Consider the following 17,477-nt stretch of genomic DNA (forward strand, 5'->3'; position numbering starts at 1 on the left):
GTTCGGAATCAGGGCGGCCGGCAAGGGCCGAAGTCAAGGACGGGCGCTGAAGTGTTCGACGAAATCGCTGAACACGCGCGCGGCGAGCGCGGCGTCCTCGACCGTCATGGTCTCGGTCGGATGGTGGCTGATGCCGCCGTTGCCGCAGCGCACGAACAGCATCGCCACGTCGGCGATCGCGGCGATGGCCATCGCGTCGTGGCCGGCGCCCGACGGCAGCAGGCGGACCGGCGCGCCCTGGCGCTCGATCGCCGCCGCCCACTGCTGCTGCAGCCACGGCGCGCACGGCACGCTGGCGGCCTCGTGCGTCTTGCGAACCTGCGCGCGGACCTTGCGGCGCGCGCAGATGCGTTCGATCTCGGCCAGCACGTCCGCGACGGCGGCCTGGCGCACCGCGTCCTCGCCGGCGCGGATATCGATCGAGAACACCGCACGGCCCGGCACGACGTTGGCGGCGCCGTTGGGCACGTTGAACTGGCCGACGGTGCCGACCAGGCCCGGCGAGCCGCTGCAGCGGCGCTCGATGAACAGGCCGATCTCGGCGCCGGCCATCGCGGCGTCCCGCCGCATGTCCATCGGCACGGTGCCTGCGTGGCCGGCCAGGCCGTCGAGTTCGACGATGAAGCGGGTCGCGCCGGAAATCGCGGTCACCACGCCCACCGGCAAGTTCTCGTTCAGCAGCACCGGCCCCTGCTCGATATGCACTTCGACGAAGGCCAGCACCTTGTCAGGCGAATGGGCCGCGGCCGGCAGGCCAGCTGGATCGAAGCCGGCCGCGCGCATCACGTCGCGCATGGTCTTGCCGCTGTCGTCGACGTTGTCCAGCACGTTCTGATCGAAGGTGCCGGCGATCGCGCGGCTGCCGAGCAGCGTGGCCTTGAAGCGCACGCCCTCTTCCTCCGCGAAGCCAACCACTTCGATCGGGAACGGAAAGCGCTTGCCCTGGCGATGCCATTCGGCGACGCAGGCGATCGGCAGGATCACGCCCAGATTGCCGTCGTAACGGCCGGCGTCGCGCACGGTGTCGAAATGCGACCCCGTCAGCAGCGCTGGCGCGTCCGGCTCGGTGCCTTCATAGCGTCCGATCACGTTGCCGGCGGCGTCGCGGCGCACCGTCATGCCGGCCGCTTCCATCCACGCCGCCAGCTGGGCGGCGGCGCCATGGTGTGCGTCGGTCAGATAGGTGCGAGTCAGCATGCCGGGCTGCTCGGTGTGAACGGCAAGGGCGTCGGCCAAGGCCATGATGCGCGCGCCGACTTCGGTGCCGGACACCGAGGAGGGCGTTGTGGATGCTGCCATGCGTGTCTCCTGCTGAACGGATCGTGCCGGCTGTCGGCCGGCACCCGGGCCCCGGACGGGGATGCGATGACTGTAGCGCGCTCGCTCGTGGCTTGGCGAGCCTGTTGGGCTGCCCGCCTGGCGCGGGGGCTGTTGTGCTTGTGTGGTGCGCTGTTTCCCGGCGCAAAGGCGCGCCCCGGGAGCATCGATGCGAACCATGTTAGCACAGTGAATTCAAAAATTGCATACAAAAAAGATATGCACTATATTCCGGTCCAGGTTCCGACAAAGCGCTGCGGACAATCCGGTCCAGACAGTCGTCGGCGTGAATTCCGCCCCAACAGGGGGGCCTTCCACGCGAGCCCATGCCCCGTCCCGGGGAGGTGTGCCGGACCCGAGACACCGTCGCCGACAAGCGGCGCCGGTGGCAGTCCTGAATCGAACAGGGCGAGCCGTCACACCGACACGGACTCGCCCGTCTGGAGACAAGTCATGCAGCAACCCGCCCTGCCCGGCGCCGGCCGGCCGCACACGCCTACCCCGAATTCCTCCCCCCGCCATCCGATCCACCGATTCACGCGCTCGCTGTTCGGCCAGGTGCTGATCGCGCTGGTGCTCGGCACGGTGCTCGGCCTGGCCTTCCCCGAGTTCGCCGCCAAGCTCAAGCCGCTCGGCGACGCGTTCATCAAGCTGATCAAGATGCTGATCGCGCCGATCGTGTTCTGCGTGGTCGTCGCCGGCATCTGCGGCGCCGGCGAGCTGAAGAAGGTCGGCCGCGTCGGCGTCAAGGCGGTGGTCTACTTCGAGATCGTCACCACCATCGCGCTGGCGCTCGGCATCCTGCTGGCCTACGTGTTCCAGCCCGGCGCCGGCATGAACGTCAACCCGGCTTCGCTGGACGCCTCGGCGATGAGCGCCTATGTCGACAACGCAGCCAAGGTGGCCAGCGGCGGCACCGTCGACTTCCTGCTCAAGCTGATTCCGTCGACCATGATCGGCGCCTTCTCGTCGGGCGACGTACTGCAGGTGCTGCTGGTCTCGGTGCTGTTCGGCTGCGCGCTGTCGCTGATCGGCGAGCCGGGCCGGCCGCTGGTCAGGCTGATCGACACCTTCTCGCAGACGCTGTTCAAGATGATGGGCTTCATCATCAAGCTGGCGCCGCTCGGCGTGCTGGGCGCGGTGGCCTTCACCGTCGGCAAGTATGGCATCGGCTCGCTCAAGCAGCTCGGCTTCCTGGTGGTGCTGTTCTACGGCGCGGTCGTCGTGTTCGTCGCCGTGGTGCTGGGCACCGTGATGCGGATGTCGGGCTTCTCGGTGTTCAAGCTGATCAAGTACCTGCGCGCCGAACTGCTGGTGGTGCTCGGTACGGCCTCGTCGGACAGCGTGCTGCCGCAGGTCATGCGCAAGCTCGAGTTCATGGGCATCCGCAAGTCGGTGGTCGGCCTGGTGATCCCGACCGGCTATTCGTTCAACCTCGACGCCTTCTCGATCTATCTGACGCTGGCGGCGGTGTTCATCGCGCAGGCGACCAACACGGCGCTGTCGATGGCCGACCTGCTCGGCATCCTGGCCGTCGCGCTGGTGACCTCTAAGGGCGCGCACGGCATCCCCGGTTCCGCCATCGTGATCCTGGCCGCGACGCTGTCCGCGCATCCGGCAATCCCGGCGATCGGCCTGGTGCTGGTGCTGTCGGTCGACTGGTTCATCGGCATCGCCCGCGCGCTGGGCAACCTGATCGGCAACTGCGTCGCGACCGTGGTGGTGGCGTCCTGGGAAAAGGACATCGACCGCGAACGCGCGCATGCCGTGCTGAACGGCCAGATCCCGGCGGCCGAACTGGACGAAGGGCTCAGCGCGCCGGTGCTCGACGGCCTGGACGGCGTGGAAGGTAGCCAGGCCCCCGGGTATGCGCCGGTGCCGGGTAAAGCCACGGGACGATAGAATTCGGCATTTCCCCCAAGCGCGCCGCCCGCGCTGCGCCCCATGCCCGAGCATATCGACCCTGCCATGACCGCCGAAGCGATTGCCGACGACATCGTCGCGGCGATCGTTTCGCACCGCCTGCCGCCCGGCACCAAGCTGCGCGAGGAGGCTCTGGCGGCGGTCTACCGGGTCAGCCGTACCAAGGTGCGCGCGGCGCTGCTGATGCTGTCCAAGGACAAGGTGATCCAGATCGTGCCCGACAAGGGCGCGTTCGTCGCCAAGCCCAGCGCCGAGGAGGCCCGCGAGGTCTTCGCCGTGCGGCGCATCCTCGAGGCCGCGCTGGCCCGCGAGTTCGTCGCGCGCGCCACCGCCGCCGACTACAAACGCATCGACAAGCATCTGGCCGCGGAGAAGAAGGCGCTGGCCGGCAACGACGCCCAGACCCGCACCCGCCTGCTCAGCGACTTCCATATCCTGCTGGCCGAGGTGGTCGGCAACAAGGTGCTGACCGAGATGCTGCACGAGCTGTCGATGCGCAGCGCGGTGATCACGATGCTGTATCAGTCGCGCCGCGATGCGGCTTGCTCGTCGGACGAGCACCGCGAATTCATCGAAGCGGCGCGCGCCGGCGACGCCGAGCGCGCGGTCGAACTGATGGTCGGCCACCTAAGCCATGTCGAAGGCGCGCTGCACTTCGACGAGGTCCCGGCGCCGGCCGGCAAGGACCTGGTGACGGCGCTGCTGGCCTGACGTCCTCGTCGCCCGTGCATTGCGTCAAAGCCGGGGCCGGCACCGCCGCGACCACCACCACAGCGCGTACACCGCGACATTGATCCCCACCACCAGCGCGCCCAGCCACAGCTGCGTCTCGCGCGTCAGCGCCTGCGGGTACAGCAGCGGCAGCAGATATTGCTCGACGAAGCCGCCGGCATAGCCCTGCTCGCCGGCGGCATGCCGCAACCGATTTTCCAGCGGCGTCAGCGGGCAGATCCAGCCGGTCCATTCGACGGTGGCGCCCCACAGCGCGGCCGGCAGATGCAGCCACGCGACCCGGGGCCAGCGCCACAGCAGCACGCCGCCCGCGACGACAAAGGCGACGAACAGCAGGTGCAGCACCACCACGGCATCGGCCAGCCAGGCAGCCATCGGCCCTCCCCTTCGAAGCCGGCGCCCCGGATGCTTACGCGCCGCCAGCGCGCGCGGTCCAGTAGCCCGGGCGGTTGAACTCGGTCTTCAGATGCTCGATGAAGAAGCGGATCTTCGCGGGTACGGGTCGCTGCTGCGGGTACACCGCCAGGATGTCGTAGTCGGGCAGCGCGTATTCGTCGAGCACCGTGATCAGCTCTCCGCTCTCCAGCTGCGGCAGGATCTCCCACGTCGAGCGCCAGCCCAGCCCCAGGCCTTCGCAGGTCCAGCGGTGCAGCAACTCGCCATCGTTGCAGTCGAGATTGCCGGTCACGCGCACGCTGACGGCCTTGCCGTTGTGGCGGAAGTACCAGCCGCGCTGCTGTCCGCCCTGCAGGTTGAACGCCAGGCAGTTGTGCTGCGCCAGGTCATCCAGCGTACGCGGCACGCCGTGCTTCGCGAAGTAGGCCGGCGTGCCGCACACCACGCGCTTGTTGGTCGCCAGCTTGATCGCGACGAAGTTCGGGTCGATCGCGCCGCCGATGCGGATGCCGACATCGTAGCCCTCGCGCACCAGATCGACGACACGGTCGGTCAGGTTGAACGAGATCTGCACCTCGGGATTGCTGGCGAGGAAGGCCGGCGCGTGCGGGGCCACGTGCTTGCGGCCGAACGCCGCCGGGGCCGAGACAATCAAATGGCCGGTGGCCTTGTGGCGGCCCTCGGCGATCAGCATCTCGGCGCGGTCCAGGTCCGCCAGCGCCTTCTTGCACTGCTCCATGAAGGCGGCGCCCTGCTCCGTCACGACGATGCGGCGCGTGGAGCGGTGCAGCAATTTGACCCCGATGCGCGCCTCGAGCGCGTTGATGCGCCGGCCGATCATCACCGGCGTGACGCCCTGGGTCAGCGCGGCGGCCGCCATGCTGCCCTGCTCCACCACCGAGATGAAGGCTTCGATCTGTTTGAGTTTGTCCACTCTTTGTCTCCTCCCGCGCCCGATTGTGCGCCGCGCCGCGATGCGCCGGCATCCGCCGCGCGCTATGCCGGCAATGCGCCGGAACGCATGACGCCGATGAACGCCAATCAACGCGGACGGTGCGCCGGCGCACGCGCCAGACGACATCATTCCAAACCTCAGGTATGGAATCAACTGATCTCTCTTCCCTTTATCGCAGCGCCAAGGCGGTAATAGGATCGACTCCAACGGAAATTCATCACCATTGGAGACAGACATGCCGAAGATGAGAGCAGTGGACGCGGCGGTGGCCGTGCTGGAAAAGGAAGGCATCACCGTGGCGTTCGGCGTACCGGGCGCCGCTATCAACCCGTTCTATTCGGCGATGCGCAAGACCGGCTCGATCGACCACTACCTGGCGCGCCACGTCGAGGGCGCCTCGCACATGGCCGAGGGCTATACGCGCGCCGAGGCCGGCAATATCGGCGTCTGCATCGGCACCTCGGGCCCGGCCGGCACCGACATGATCACCGGGCTGTATTCGGCCTGGGCCGACTCGATTCCCATCCTCTGCATCACCGGCCAGGCCCCGCGCGCCCGCCTGTACAAGGAGGACTTCCAGGCCGTCGATATCGAATCGATCGCCAAGCCGGTGACCAAGTGGGCCGTGACCGTGCGCGAGCCGGCGCTGGTGCCGCAGGTCTTCCAGCAGGCGTTCCACCTGATGCGTTCGGGCCGTCCGGGTCCGGTGCTGATCGATCTGCCGTTCGACGTGCAGGTCGCCGAGATCGAGTTCGATCCGGAAACCTACCAGCCGCTGCAGCCGTACAAGCCGGCCGCGTCGCGCGTGCAGATCGAGAAGGCGATCGCGATGCTGAACGCCTCCGCCAGGCCGCTGATCGTCTGCGGCGGCGGCGTGATCAACGCCGATGCGGCGGACCTGCTGGTCGAGTTCGCCGAGCTGGTCAACGTGCCGGTGGTGCCGACGCTGATGGGCTGGGGCGTGCTGGCCGACGATCATCCGCTGCAGGCCGGCATGGTCGGGCTGCAGACCTCGCACCGCTACGGCAACGCGAACCTGCTGGCGTCCGACTTCGTGATGGGCATCGGCAACCGCTGGGCCAACCGCCATACCGGCAGCGTCGACGTCTACACCAAGGGCCGCAAGTTCGTGCACGTCGATATCGAGCCGACGCAGATCGGCCGCGTGTTCGGTCCGGACCTGGGCATCGTCTCCGATGCGAAGCTGGCGCTGCAGCAGTTCGTCGAGGTCGCCCGTGAAATGAAGCAGGCAGGCCGGCTGCCGTGCCGCAAGGCCTGGGTCGCCGAGGTGCAGAAGCGCCGCCGCACGATGCATCGCAAGAGCGATTTCGACAACGTTCCGGTCAAGCCGCAGCGCGTCTATCGCGAGATGAACCAGTACTTCCCGCGCGACGTGCGCTACGTCAGCACGATCGGCCTGTCGCAGATCGCCGCGGCGCAGTTCCTGTCGGTCAACCAGCCGCGCCACTGGATCAACTGCGGCCAGGCGGGCCCGCTGGGCTGGACCATTCCGGCCGCGATCGGCGTCAAGGTCGCCTCGCCCGAATCGGACGTGGTGGCGATCTCCGGCGACTACGACTTCCAGTTCATGATCGAGGAGCTGGCGGTGGCGGCGCAGTTCAAGGTGCCGTACATCCACGTGCTGGTCAACAACTCCTACCTCGGCCTGATCCGCCAGGCGCAGCGCAATTTCGAGATGGACTACTGCGTGCAGCTGGCCTTCGACAACATCAACGCGCCGGAGCTCGACGGCTATGGCGTCGACCACGTCAAGGTGGTGGAAGGCCTGGGCTGCAAGGCGATCCGCGTGTTCAAACCCGAGGACATCGCCCCGGCCTTCGCCGAGGCGCGCGACCTGATGGCCGAGTTCTCGGTGCCGGTGGTGGTCGAGGTGATCCTGGAGCGCGTGACCAATATCGCGATGGGTACCGAGATCGACAACATCAACGAGTTCGAGCCGATCGACGATCGCGTCGACGAGGAAGCCGACACGGCGATCCTGACGGAAGAAGCGGAAACGGCCTGACGCGCGCGCAGGCGGACGCGGGCCGATTCATCGGCGTGCCGTCCGCCGCCCTTGGGCCGTAACGACATCACCACCCAGACTGTTGGAGACACCCATGCCGAAACTGGCTGCCAACCTGACCATGCTGTTCAACGAGGTCGGTTTCCTCGACCGCTTCGAAGCCGCCGCGCGCGCGGGCTTTCGCGGCGTCGAGTTCCTGTTCCCCTATGCCTTCCATGCCGATCAGATCGCCGATCGGCTCAACCGCTTCCAGCTCGACCTGGTGCTGCACAACCTGCCGGCAGGCAAGTGGGAAGCGGGCGAGCGCGGCATCGCCTGCCATCCGGATCGCGTCGGCGAATTCCAGGACGGCGTCGGCGACGCGATCCAGTACGCCAGGGCGCTGGGCGTGCAGCAGCTGAACTGCCTGGTCGGCATCCTGCCGCAGAACGTCAGGCGCGAGCAGGCGCAGGAGACGCTGGTCGAGAACCTGCGCTTTGCCGCCCGCAAGCTGGCCGCCGAGAAGATCGACCTGCTGATCGAGCCGATCAATACCTTCGACATCCCGGGCTTCTTCCTGTCGCGCACGCAGCAGGCGCTCGATCTGATCGACCAGGTCGGCGAGCCCAATCTGTACGTGCAGTACGACATCTATCACATGCAGCGGATGGAAGGCGAGATCGCCGCGACGCTGAAGGCCAACCTGCCGCGCATCAAGCATGTGCAGCTGGCCGACAACCCGGGCCGCAACGAGCCGGGCACCGGCGAGCTGAACTACGGCTTCCTGTTCGGCTGGCTCGACCAGATCGGCTACACCGGCTGGGTCGGCTGCGAATACAAGCCGCGCACGACTACCGAGGCGGGACTGGGCTGGCGCGCGCAGTTCGGCGTGCAGTAAGTGGGGGCTGGTACGAACCTCCACGGCAGGCCGTAGGGCTCCCCTCTCGCCCTCGCGGGAGAGGGGTGGGGGAGAGGGCAAGGGCATTCGCAATAGCAATCGCGGTCGATTGACCACCGCCCCTTCCCTCTCCCCCGGCCCCTCTCCCGCGTTGCGGGAGAGGGGAGAAGCCCCCTGCGAGCGGACGGTCCAAGCACTGCCCCAACAATCGGATCCGATTTCTTCCATCACCAAATCCAAGGAGACTCACCATGGCAAACCAACGCAACGTCGGCTTCATCGGCCTGGGCATCATGGGTGCGCCGATGGCCGGCCACCTGCGCGCGGCCGGCCACACGCTGTTCGTCCATGACGTCAATCCCGCGCCGCAGGCGCTGGTCGACGCTGGCGTCACGGTCTGCACCAGCGCCGAGGAGGTCGCCAAGCGCGCCGACATCGTGATCATCATGGTGCCCGACACCCCGCACGTGGAAAGCGTGCTGTTCAGCGAGAAGGGCGTGGCCGCCGCGCTGAAGGCGGCCGGCAAGGAGGCCTCGCACAGCAAGATCGTGGTCGACATGAGCTCGATCTCGCCGATCGCCACCAAGGACTTCGCGGCGCGCATCAACAAGCTGGGCGCGGCGTACCTCGACGCGCCGGTGTCGGGCGGCGAAGTGGGCGCGAAGGCGGCCACGCTGACCATCATGGTCGGCGGCCCGGCCGAGGCCTTCGAGGAGGTCAAGCCGCTGTTCGAGCTGATGGGCAAGAACATCACGCTGGTCGGCGGCAATGGCGATGGCCAGACCACCAAGGTGGCCAACCAGATCATCGTCGCGCTGAACATCCAGGCCGTCGCCGAGGCGCTGCTGTTCGCCTCGAAGGCCGGCGCCGATCCGGCCAAGGTGCGTCAGGCGCTGATGGGCGGCTTCGCCTCGTCGCGCATCCTCGAAGTGCACGGCGAGCGCATGGTCAAGCGCACCTTCGATCCGGGCTTCCGCATCGAGCTGCACCAGAAGGACCTGAACCTGGCGCTGCAGGGCGCCAAGGCGCTGGGCGTGGCACTGCCCAACACCGCGACTGCGCAGGAGCTGTTCAACACCTGCGCCGCCAATGGCTTCGGCAAGCAGGATCACTCGGCGCTGTGCCGCGCGATCGAGCTGATGTCGAACCATACGATCGCGAAGTAAGCCGCCGGCCGCGGGCGCTACCGGCGCCCTCGTCCTGGCCAACCCTGGCGTCGTCCCCGCGAATGCGAGGACCCAGTGACTTCGGAAGCCGCTGGGTTCCCGCGTTCGCGGGAATGACGAGTCGCTCCGCCTACGCTCATCCCGCACCGCCATGTATTCCGATTCCCACGCCGCCCTGCTGACGCCGCCGCGTCGCGACAGTCTTGCCGATCCGCGCGCGCTGCTGCGCGAGCTGTTCGACACAGCGGTTGCCGCGGTCAGTCCGGGCCAATGCCTGCCGCCGCAACTGCCGCCACCGCCCAAGGGCCGTACCGTGGTGATCGGCGCGGGCAAGGCCGCCGCGTCGATGGCGCAGGCGGTCGAGGCCAACTGGCAGGGCGAATTGTCGGGACTGGTGGTCACGCGCTACGGGCACGGGGCATCGTGCTCCCGCATCGAGGTCGTCGAGGCCGCGCATCCGGTGCCCGACTCCGCCGGACAGCAGGCCGCGCAGCGCATGGTCGAACTGGTCAAGGGACTGAGCGCCGACGACCTGGTGCTGTGCCTGATCTCGGGCGGCGGCTCGGCGCTGCTGGCGGCGCCTGCGCCGGGGCTGACGCTGGCCGACAAGCAGGCCGTCAACAAGGCGCTGCTGCGCAGCGGCGCCAATATCGGCGAGATGAACTGCGTGCGCAAGCACCTTTCCGCGCTCAAGGGCGGCAGGCTCGCGCTGCAATGCGCCCCCGCGCGCGTCGAGACGCTGCTGATCTCCGACATTCCGGGCGACGATCCGACGCTGATCGCCAGCGGCCCGACGTTGCCCGACGCCACCACCTGCGCCGATGCGCTGGCGGTGATCGACAAATACGGCATCGAGGTGCCGGCGGCCGTGCGCGCGCATCTGGAGAGCGGCGCCGGTGAAACGCCCAAGCCCGGCGACGCGCGCTTCGAAGGCCATCGCAGCGTGACGCTGGCCACCGCGCAGCAGGCGCTGGAAGCCGCCGCCGCGCGTGCGCGTGCGCTCGGCATCGAGGCCCACATTCTTTCGGATTGCATCGAGGGCGAGGCGCGCGAGGTCGCGCTGGTGCATGCGGCATTGGCGCGCCAGGTCGCGCAGCGCGGCCAGCCTTGGCGCAAGCCCTGCGTGCTGCTGTCAGGCGGGGAGACCACCGTGACCGTGCGCGGCAATGGCCGCGGCGGGCGCAACGCGGAGTTCCTGCTGTCGCTGGCGGTGGCGCTCGACGGCCTGCCCGGCGTGCATGCGATCGCCGCCGACACCGACGGCATCGACGGCTCGGAGGACAACGCCGGTGCGTTGCTGTCGCCCGACACGCTCGAGCGCGCCGCCGCGCGCGGCGTGTCGGCGCGGGCGCGCCTGGCCGACAACGACGGCTACGGCTTCTTCGCCGCGCTCGACGATCTGATCGTCACCGGGCCGACTCGCACCAACGTCAACGACTTCCGCGCGATGCTGATCCTCTGACGATGGCCCTGCGACGCCGCCGCGCCTGCCGGGAACGACAACCACAACAGCAACGGTATCGAATCGCGATCGGCACGCCAGCGTGCCCGATCCCACCGCATCAACGCGAACAACGCGATTACTGCGAACACCGCACCACTGCAATCACCGCAACAGGAGACACCATGCGACGCCAGCGCAAAGCCAAGATCGTTGCCACGCTGGGACCGGCGAGCACCGATATCGCGGTGATCCGGCAGCTGTTCGAGGCCGGCGCCGACGTATTCCGGCTGAACTTCAGCCACGGCACGCACGAGGACCATCGCCAGCGCTATGAAGCCGTGCGCCAGGTCGAGGCCGAGACGGGCCGTCCGATCGCGGTGCTGGCCGATCTGCAGGGACCGAAGCTGCGTATCGGCACGTTCGCGGTCGGCAAGGTCGCGGTCAAGGCCGGCGATCCGTTCGTGCTCGACAGCGATCCGACCCCGGGCGATGCGACGCGCGTGCATCTGCCGCATCCGGAGCTGTTCCGCGTCGCCGCACCGGGCCAGTCGCTGTTGATCGACGACGGCAAGGTGCAGCTGCGGATCGAGTCGGTGTCGGCGGGCAGCATTACCACGCGCGTGGTCAATCACGGCACGCTGTCGGACCGCAAGGGCGTCAACGTGCCCGACGCGGTGATCCCGATTCCCGCGCTGACCGACAAGGACCGCCGCGATCTCGAGTTCGCGCTGTCGCTCGGCGCCGACTGGATCGCGCTGTCGTTCGTGCAGCGTCCGTCGGACATCGTCGAGGCGCGCGAGATCATCGGCACGCGCGCCGGCGTGCTGTCGAAGATCGAGAAGCCGGCCGCGTTGCAGCAGCTCGACGAGATCGTGCGGGTGTCGGACGCGGTGATGGTCGCGCGCGGCGACCTCGGCGTGGAACTGCCGCCCGAGCGCGTGCCGGGCGTACAGAAGCGCATCCTGCGCGTGTGCCGGCAGCTCGGCAAGCCGATCGTGATCGCCACGCAGATGCTCGAATCGATGATCGATTCGCCGGTGCCCACGCGTGCCGAGGCGTCCGACGTCGCCAGCGCGATCTACGACGGCGCCGATGCCGTGATGCTGTCGGCCGAGTCGGCCAACGGCCGCCACCCGGTGCCCGCGGTCGCGATGATGAACCGCATCATCACCGAGGTCGAACGCGATCCGCTCTATCGCAATCTGCTCGACGCCCAGCACGAGGCGCCGCTGTCGACTCGGCAGGACGCGATCTGCGCCGCGCTGCGCGAGGTCACGCAGATCATCGGTGCGGCGGCGACGGTGGCCTACACGTCGTCGGGCGCCACCGCCCTTCGCGCCGCGCGCGAGCGGCCGTGCGCGCCGATCGTCAGCATCACGCCGCATGTCGAGATCGCGCGGCGGCTCGCGCTCGCCTGGGGCGTCCATTCGACCGTCAGCCCGGACGTGCAGAGCGTCGACGAGATGGTCGATGCGGCGACGCGCGCGGCGCTGGCCGAGGGCTATGCCCAGCCGGGCGACCAGATCACCATCGCGGCCGGCATGCCGTTCGGCCAGGGAGGCACCACCAATCTGCTGCGCGTGGCCGAGGTCGGCGGCACCAGGGTGCCGGCCAGCGTCGCGGCCGAGGCTGCCAGCGCCGTGCCCGCGTAACCGGGCCTGCATAACCGGGCCCGCACGAGCCGGGGCGCCCTCCCCGCAATCCCGCGCCGTGCCGCCATTGCTATACTTGGCGGCACTTCGCGGCCGGGCGCCTTTGCCCGTTTCCCGTGGCCGCGACCCTGAACCAGCGGAGCCACCATGCGCCTTGACGACGAAGCCGAAAGCCAACATGTGGAAGACAGGCGAGGCAGCAGAGGCTTCGGCGCAGGCCGCAAGACCATCGGCATCGGCACGATCCTGGTCGCCCTCGCCGCCTCCTACTTCTTCGGCATCGATCCGACCGTGATCATGCAGGGCGCCTCGGTGCTGCAGCAGTCCGAGGCGCCGCAGCAGCAGGCCACCCAGGGCCCGCCCGCCACCGACCCGATGTCCGTGTTCGTCCGCAAGGTGCTCGGCAGCACCGAGCGCACCTGGTCGCGGCTATTCGAAACCGAGCTGAACCGGCGCTACGAGCCGCCGACGCTGGTGCTGTTCACCGGCGCGACGCAGACCGCCTGCGGCATGGGCCAGTCCGCGATGGGCCCGTTCTATTGCCCGGCCGACCAGAAGGTCTATATCGACCTGGCGTTCTACGACGAACTGCGCAAGCGCTTCGGCGCGGCGGGCGACTTCGCCCAGGCCTATGTGATCGCGCATGAGGTCGGCCACCATGTACAGCACCTGCTCGGCGTGTCAGACAAGGTCGACAGCGCGCGCCGCCGCATGGGCGAGGCCCAGGCCAACCAGCTGTCGGTGCGGATGGAACTGCAGGCCGATTGCCTGGCCGGGGTCTGGGCCGCGGCGGCGCAACGCGCCAACCAGCAGCTGCTCGAACCCGGAGATATCGAAGAAGGGCTGCAGGCCGCCGCCGCGATCGGCGACGACCGTCTGCAGCGCCAGTCGCAAGGCTATGTCGTGCCGGAAGCCTTCACGCACGGCACCAGCGAGCAGCGGGTCCGCTGGCTGCGGCGCGGACTCGAATCGGCCGATATCGGCCGCTGCGACGCGTTCGCGGCGCGCCAGCTGTAACGGCCGGCGCGCTCGGCAGGCAACGGACTGCGGAATAAAAAACACCCACCCGGAGAGAGAGAAGGAGGAAAGGAGGTCAACCGGGCAGGTGGGAGATAAACCGGTGTGGCCGGCGCGCTTGCCTTGGGGTGGCCTGGGATGGCTACCCGTGGCGCGGCGCCGGCCCGGCGTCAGACGCGATAGCCGTACAGCGAGCCGTCGCCGCTGCGGGCGTTGTCCAGCGAGCTGGCGGCAATCTCGCCGCTCGGCGCACGGGCGCCTTCGCTGAAGCTGTCGAACTGGCCTTGGCGGGTGCCTTCGCTATAGGGATCGAACTTGCCCTGGCGCGCGCCTTCGCTGAAGGTATCGAACTTGCCCTGGCGGGCGCCGTCGGTGAAGGTGTTGAACTTGCCGGCGCGCAGCGCATCGGCGTAGACGTCGAACTTGCCGACCTTGCTCGAGGTGGCGGGTGCGGCCACGGCGACCGCCGAGGTCGCAGCCACGATGACGGCCAATGCGCCGCCGATGATACGGCTGGTGATCATTTGGGACTCCTTCAACTGAGCTTTATTTGTGTGTCAGCTACCTGCTGCCCCTGAGCGATCTATGTCGCCATGTGAGCACGGGTTGAAGGTTAGTCCCTGGCCTTGCGGCCACAAATGGGGCTGCGACGAACGGTGAGTTGTGCGCCGTGAAACGACAACTTGGCGGAATCAGCGGCGCCCCGCGCGAGGCGCCGCCGCCGGGCCGCCGGCGCCTTACAACGCGAAGTACCGCGTCAACTGCAGCGCCAACTACAGCGTCAACTGCAGCGCCAACTACAGCGTGAACTGCAGCGCCAACTACAGCGTGAACTGGCCGTTCGCCTCGGGCTGATAGGACAGCTCCAGCACCGTCACCCGCTGCTCGCGGCCGTCCGGCAGCCGATAGCTGACCGTCTCGCCCGCGCGGGCGCCCAGCAGCGCCTGTCCGACCGGCGAGAACACCGAGATCCGGCCCGCCTCGAAGTCGGCGTTGTCCGGGTACACCAGCGTCCACTGGCGCGGCGCCGGGTCGCCTTCCAGCGCGCAGCGCACCGACGAGTTCATCGTCACCACGTCCTGCGGAATCGCCTCGGGCGGCACGATCGCCGCACGGGCCAGGATGTCGTCCAGCATCTCGGCGATGCCATTGGCGGGGGCCCGGCTGGCGATGCGCTCCAGTCGGGTCACGTCGAGTTCGGTCAGGTACAGCGTGGGCTGCAGCGAAGCGGATGCGGTCATGGCGGCTCCTGTATGGTGCGCGCGCCTGGGCGCGCTTGTCTGGCTTGTCTGTTGGATTCGGCCGGATCGGCGTCCGCGCGGCGATGGTGCCGGTGGACGCCCGGCGTGCGGCTACTGCGAGCGGCGCGCGTGGCGGGAAAACGATCCGGAAAAGGAGGCTCGGGCCCGGTTCGGCTGGCCCGGCGCGACTGCGGTGCGGCTAGGCTGGGAACCGGGCGGGATCAAGCGGGGCGGGGATTCGGCGCGTGATCCGGCGGAAAGGGACGGCGGCCAGACCGGCCGCCATACGCGGTGCGCGCATCAGCGGTGCGCGCATGCGGGCCGCGTTCGCAATCTGCCGCGCCACGCGCACGCCGGCCAGCCGGGCAAGGCGGCGGGCCTGGGCGAACGAGACGAAGCGGCGAGCGAACATCGGCAAGGGGTGCGGTTTGGGAATGCGGCGCCGTGGCCGCGGTCCCGAAAGTTGTAGTTCGGAAGCTAAAACCGGGAGCTCAAAAAAAAGCGGGCGCGACGAATCGCGTGACCGGTTAGCGGGATGCTAGCACAGCACCGGCAAAGTGGCGCGGCCGCGACCACCGCGGCTCAATGCGGATGGCCGGCTTCGGTGCGGTGGCACTCGCAAGGTCCGCCGCCGGCCGCCTGCTGCAGGTTCTGCAGGATGCCGCATTCGCTGGCGCGGTGGCCTTCCTCGCAGGTGTGCCGCAGCGCCCGCAACTGGCTCTCCAGCGCCTCCAGCGCGAGCCGCTGCGCGTGGATCTGCTCGATCTGCCGGTCCAGCAGCGAATTGATGCCGTCGCAGGCCGCGCTCGGATCGCGTGCGAAATCGCGCAGCCGGCGCACGTCGGACAGGCTCATGCCGAGCGAGCGGCAGTGACGCACGAAGTTCAGCTGCACCAGATGGGCGTCGCCGTAGCGGCGATAGCCGTTGTCCTCGCGCTGGGGCGCATCGAGCAGCCCTTCGCGCTCGTAGTAGCGGATCGTCTCCGCGTCGCAGCCCGACTGGCGGGCGAGTTCTCCGATTCTCATGATCCCCACCTTGTAGCGATTACAGGGTTTTCAAGAGGCAGTGTAGTGCAGCGGTGTGCGCTTTGCCTTTGACCCGGTGCCTGCAATGGTCTCTGGTCCTCGGTGGTGCTCCGAAGCCGCTGGGCCGCCGCCTTCGCGGGGGCGACGGGAACGGACCGATTTCCCGCCCGAATGGCGCGTTCGCATCTCGGGTAGAATCGCCCAACCGGGTCGGCCCGAGAAGCTGGCCCGGATCGCTTTCGATACCCCACGCGAACCTCGTGCTGCGCTCCGCCACCTTCGTGCGATCGCTGCAGCGACTGCTCCGGCTGTCGCTGTTGCCGCTGCTGCTTGCCCTGCTGCCGCTGCATGGCTGGGCAGGCGCCGGCATGCCCGCAGGCGGCGCGGCCACGCACGCGACCGAATCGGTCGAGGCCGCCAAGGCGATCGACGTCGTCGCGACCATCGACACGGTACTGGCCGGCGCTTCGGATCTGTTGAGCGCCACCGCCGACCCGGCATCGGACTGCGGCGCGCCCGCGCCCTCCCCGTTCGCCGATGCCGGCGAAGCCGCGCCGTCCGGCGCCGATCTGGCCGAACAGCTGCTGCTTCCCTCGGCGCCCGCCATGACGGACGCCGGCGGCCGCGCCGGCCCGCCCGCCTACGCCGCGCTGCGGCTGCCCGAACCCGACCTGCCACTGCTGCCGCGCCCGCCGCGCGGCTGAATCCCGGCCGTCCGCGCCGATCCCGAACCCGAAGCCCCGCGAGCCTTCGCGGGCCTTCGCCATGCGGCTCTGTCCGCGCCTTTTCCCTGTTGACTGAACCAAGATGAAACGCGTCCTGCTTTTCCTGGCGACCAACCTCGCCGTCATGATCGTGCTGAGCATCACTGCGAGCCTGCTCGGCGTGAATCGCTTCCTGACCGCCAACGGCCTGAACCTCGGCATGCTGCTCGCCTTCGCCGCGCTGATGGGCTTCGGCGGCGCCTTCATTTCGCTGCTGATGTCCAAGACCATCGCCAAATGGTCGACCGGCGCGCAGGTGATCACCCATCCGAGCACCAGCACCGAACTGTGGCTGCTGCAGACCGTCGAGAAGCTGGCCCAGCGCGCCGGCCTGCCGATGCCCGAGGTCGCGATCTACGAGGGCGAACCCAATGCCTTCGCCACCGGCGCGACCAAGAACAGCTCGCTGGTGGCGGTGTCGACCGGCCTGCTGCAGAGCATGTCGCGCGAAGAGGCCGAGGCCGTGCTGGCGCACGAGGTCGCGCACGTGGCCAACGGCGACATGGTGACGCTGACGCTGATCCAGGGCGTGGTGAACACCTTCGTGATCTTCCTCGCCCGCGTGGTCGGCTACTTCGTCGACTCGATGCTGCGCCGTAACGACGAGGAATCGAGCGGCCCCGGCATCGGCTACATGGTCACCGTGATCATCTGCGAAATCGTGTTCGGCATCCTCGCCAGCATCATCGTCGCGGCGTTCTCGCGCCATCGCGAGTTCCGCGCCGACGCCGGCGCCGCCCGCCTGATGGGCACGCCGTCGCCGATGGTAGCGGCGCTGCGCCGCCTGGGCGGCATGGAAGCCGACGGCCTGCCGCAGAACATGCAGGCGATGGGCATCTCTGGCGGCAAGTCGTGGCTGGCGCTGTTCTCCAGCCATCCGCCGATCGAGGCCCGCATCGCGGCGCTGCAAGGCACCCGCTGAAACCGGTCCGCGCAGACCG

General features: G+C 68.6%; 16 protein-coding genes. 10 read left to right on the top strand and 6 right to left on the bottom strand.

Features of this window, described 5'->3' with window-relative positions; translation table 11 throughout:
- Nucleotides 1-33 precede the first annotated feature (33 nt).
- On the bottom strand, nt 34-1,299 hold the full coding sequence (locus tag LRR16_RS13570; RefSeq protein ID WP_232206241.1) for an allantoate amidohydrolase: 1,266 nt from the start codon (nt 1,297-1,299) through the stop codon (nt 34-36).
- A gap of 471 nt (nt 1,300-1,770) precedes the next feature.
- Here LRR16_RS13570 and LRR16_RS13575 point away from each other — a divergent pair, with 471 nt between their 5' ends.
- Together LRR16_RS13575 and LRR16_RS13580 are read left to right on the top strand one after the other, a co-directional pair.
- Complete coding sequence (locus LRR16_RS13575) at nt 1,771-3,219, top strand: C4-dicarboxylate transporter DctA (RefSeq protein ID WP_232206242.1); 1,449 nt, start codon at nt 1,771-1,773, stop codon at nt 3,217-3,219.
- A gap of 42 nt (nt 3,220-3,261) precedes the next feature.
- Complete coding sequence (locus LRR16_RS13580) at nt 3,262-3,951, top strand: GntR family transcriptional regulator (RefSeq protein ID WP_023265202.1); 690 nt, start codon at nt 3,262-3,264, stop codon at nt 3,949-3,951.
- 24 nt (nt 3,952-3,975) lie between these two features.
- Here LRR16_RS13580 and LRR16_RS13585 read toward each other — a convergent pair whose 3' ends face one another.
- On the bottom strand, nt 3,976-4,347 hold the full coding sequence (locus LRR16_RS13585; protein WP_232206243.1) for a DUF2784 domain-containing protein: 372 nt from the start codon (nt 4,345-4,347) through the stop codon (nt 3,976-3,978).
- Nucleotides 4,348-4,381: 34 nt separating this feature from the next.
- Entirely contained in the window at nt 4,382-5,302 is a 921-nt protein-coding gene (locus LRR16_RS13590) for a LysR family transcriptional regulator (protein WP_064574685.1), read from the bottom strand.
- A 256-nt stretch (nt 5,303-5,558) separates the two neighbouring features.
- Here LRR16_RS13590 and gcl point away from each other — a divergent pair, with 256 nt between their 5' ends.
- The 6 genes from gcl (at nt 5,559) to LRR16_RS13620 (ending at nt 13,505) form a co-directional block, all read left to right on the top strand.
- Nucleotides 5,559-7,349: a glyoxylate carboligase gene (gcl, locus tag LRR16_RS13595; protein WP_232206244.1), complete on the top strand. Its 1,791-nt coding sequence runs from the start codon at nt 5,559-5,561 to the stop codon at nt 7,347-7,349.
- A gap of 94 nt (nt 7,350-7,443) precedes the next feature.
- Nucleotides 7,444-8,226, top strand: coding sequence for a hydroxypyruvate isomerase (hyi, locus tag LRR16_RS13600; protein ID WP_006578706.1), 783 nt, complete (start codon nt 7,444-7,446; stop codon nt 8,224-8,226).
- A 251-nt stretch (nt 8,227-8,477) separates the two neighbouring features.
- Complete coding sequence (gene glxR / locus LRR16_RS13605; protein WP_149317512.1) at nt 8,478-9,392, top strand: 2-hydroxy-3-oxopropionate reductase; 915 nt, start codon at nt 8,478-8,480, stop codon at nt 9,390-9,392.
- 151 nt (nt 9,393-9,543) lie between these two features.
- Nucleotides 9,544-10,854, top strand: coding sequence for a glycerate kinase (locus LRR16_RS13610; RefSeq protein WP_232206245.1), 1,311 nt, complete (start codon nt 9,544-9,546; stop codon nt 10,852-10,854).
- Nucleotides 10,855-11,018: 164 nt separating this feature from the next.
- Nucleotides 11,019-12,488 carry a pyruvate kinase gene (gene pyk / locus LRR16_RS13615; protein WP_232206246.1) on the top strand — a complete coding sequence of 490 codons (1,470 nt, stop codon included), beginning with the start codon at nt 11,019-11,021 and terminating at the stop codon, nt 12,486-12,488.
- 147 nt (nt 12,489-12,635) lie between these two features.
- Nucleotides 12,636-13,505, top strand: a complete 870-nt coding sequence (locus LRR16_RS13620) for a neutral zinc metallopeptidase (protein WP_232206247.1) — start codon at nt 12,636-12,638, stop codon at nt 13,503-13,505.
- 170 nt (nt 13,506-13,675) lie between these two features.
- Here the strand turns inward: LRR16_RS13620 and LRR16_RS13625 are convergent, their stop codons facing one another.
- The 3 genes from LRR16_RS13625 to LRR16_RS13635 form a co-directional block, all read right to left on the bottom strand.
- Nucleotides 13,676-14,029: a hypothetical protein gene (locus LRR16_RS13625; RefSeq protein ID WP_064574697.1), complete on the bottom strand. Its 354-nt coding sequence runs from the start codon at nt 14,027-14,029 to the stop codon at nt 13,676-13,678.
- Between the two features lie 297 nt (nt 14,030-14,326).
- Complete coding sequence (gene rnk / locus LRR16_RS13630) at nt 14,327-14,746, bottom strand: nucleoside diphosphate kinase regulator (protein ID WP_023265197.1); 420 nt, start codon at nt 14,744-14,746, stop codon at nt 14,327-14,329.
- Between the two features lie 582 nt (nt 14,747-15,328).
- A complete protein-coding gene (locus tag LRR16_RS13635) occupies nt 15,329-15,772 on the bottom strand; it encodes a Cd(II)/Pb(II)-responsive transcriptional regulator (protein ID WP_006579711.1) in 444 nt (147 codons plus the stop codon).
- A 260-nt stretch (nt 15,773-16,032) separates the two neighbouring features.
- Here LRR16_RS13635 and LRR16_RS13640 point away from each other — a divergent pair, with 260 nt between their 5' ends.
- Together LRR16_RS13640 and htpX are read left to right on the top strand one after the other, a co-directional pair.
- Nucleotides 16,033-16,476, top strand: a complete 444-nt coding sequence (locus tag LRR16_RS13640) for a hypothetical protein (protein WP_232206248.1) — start codon at nt 16,033-16,035, stop codon at nt 16,474-16,476.
- A gap of 103 nt (nt 16,477-16,579) precedes the next feature.
- Nucleotides 16,580-17,458, top strand: coding sequence for a protease HtpX (gene htpX / locus LRR16_RS13645; RefSeq protein ID WP_232206249.1), 879 nt, complete (start codon nt 16,580-16,582; stop codon nt 17,456-17,458).
- Nucleotides 17,459-17,477 lie beyond the last annotated feature (19 nt).

The sequence above is a fragment of the Cupriavidus sp. UGS-1 genome (genome assembly GCF_021213615.1).
Lineage (GTDB): Bacteria > Pseudomonadota > Gammaproteobacteria > Burkholderiales > Burkholderiaceae > Cupriavidus.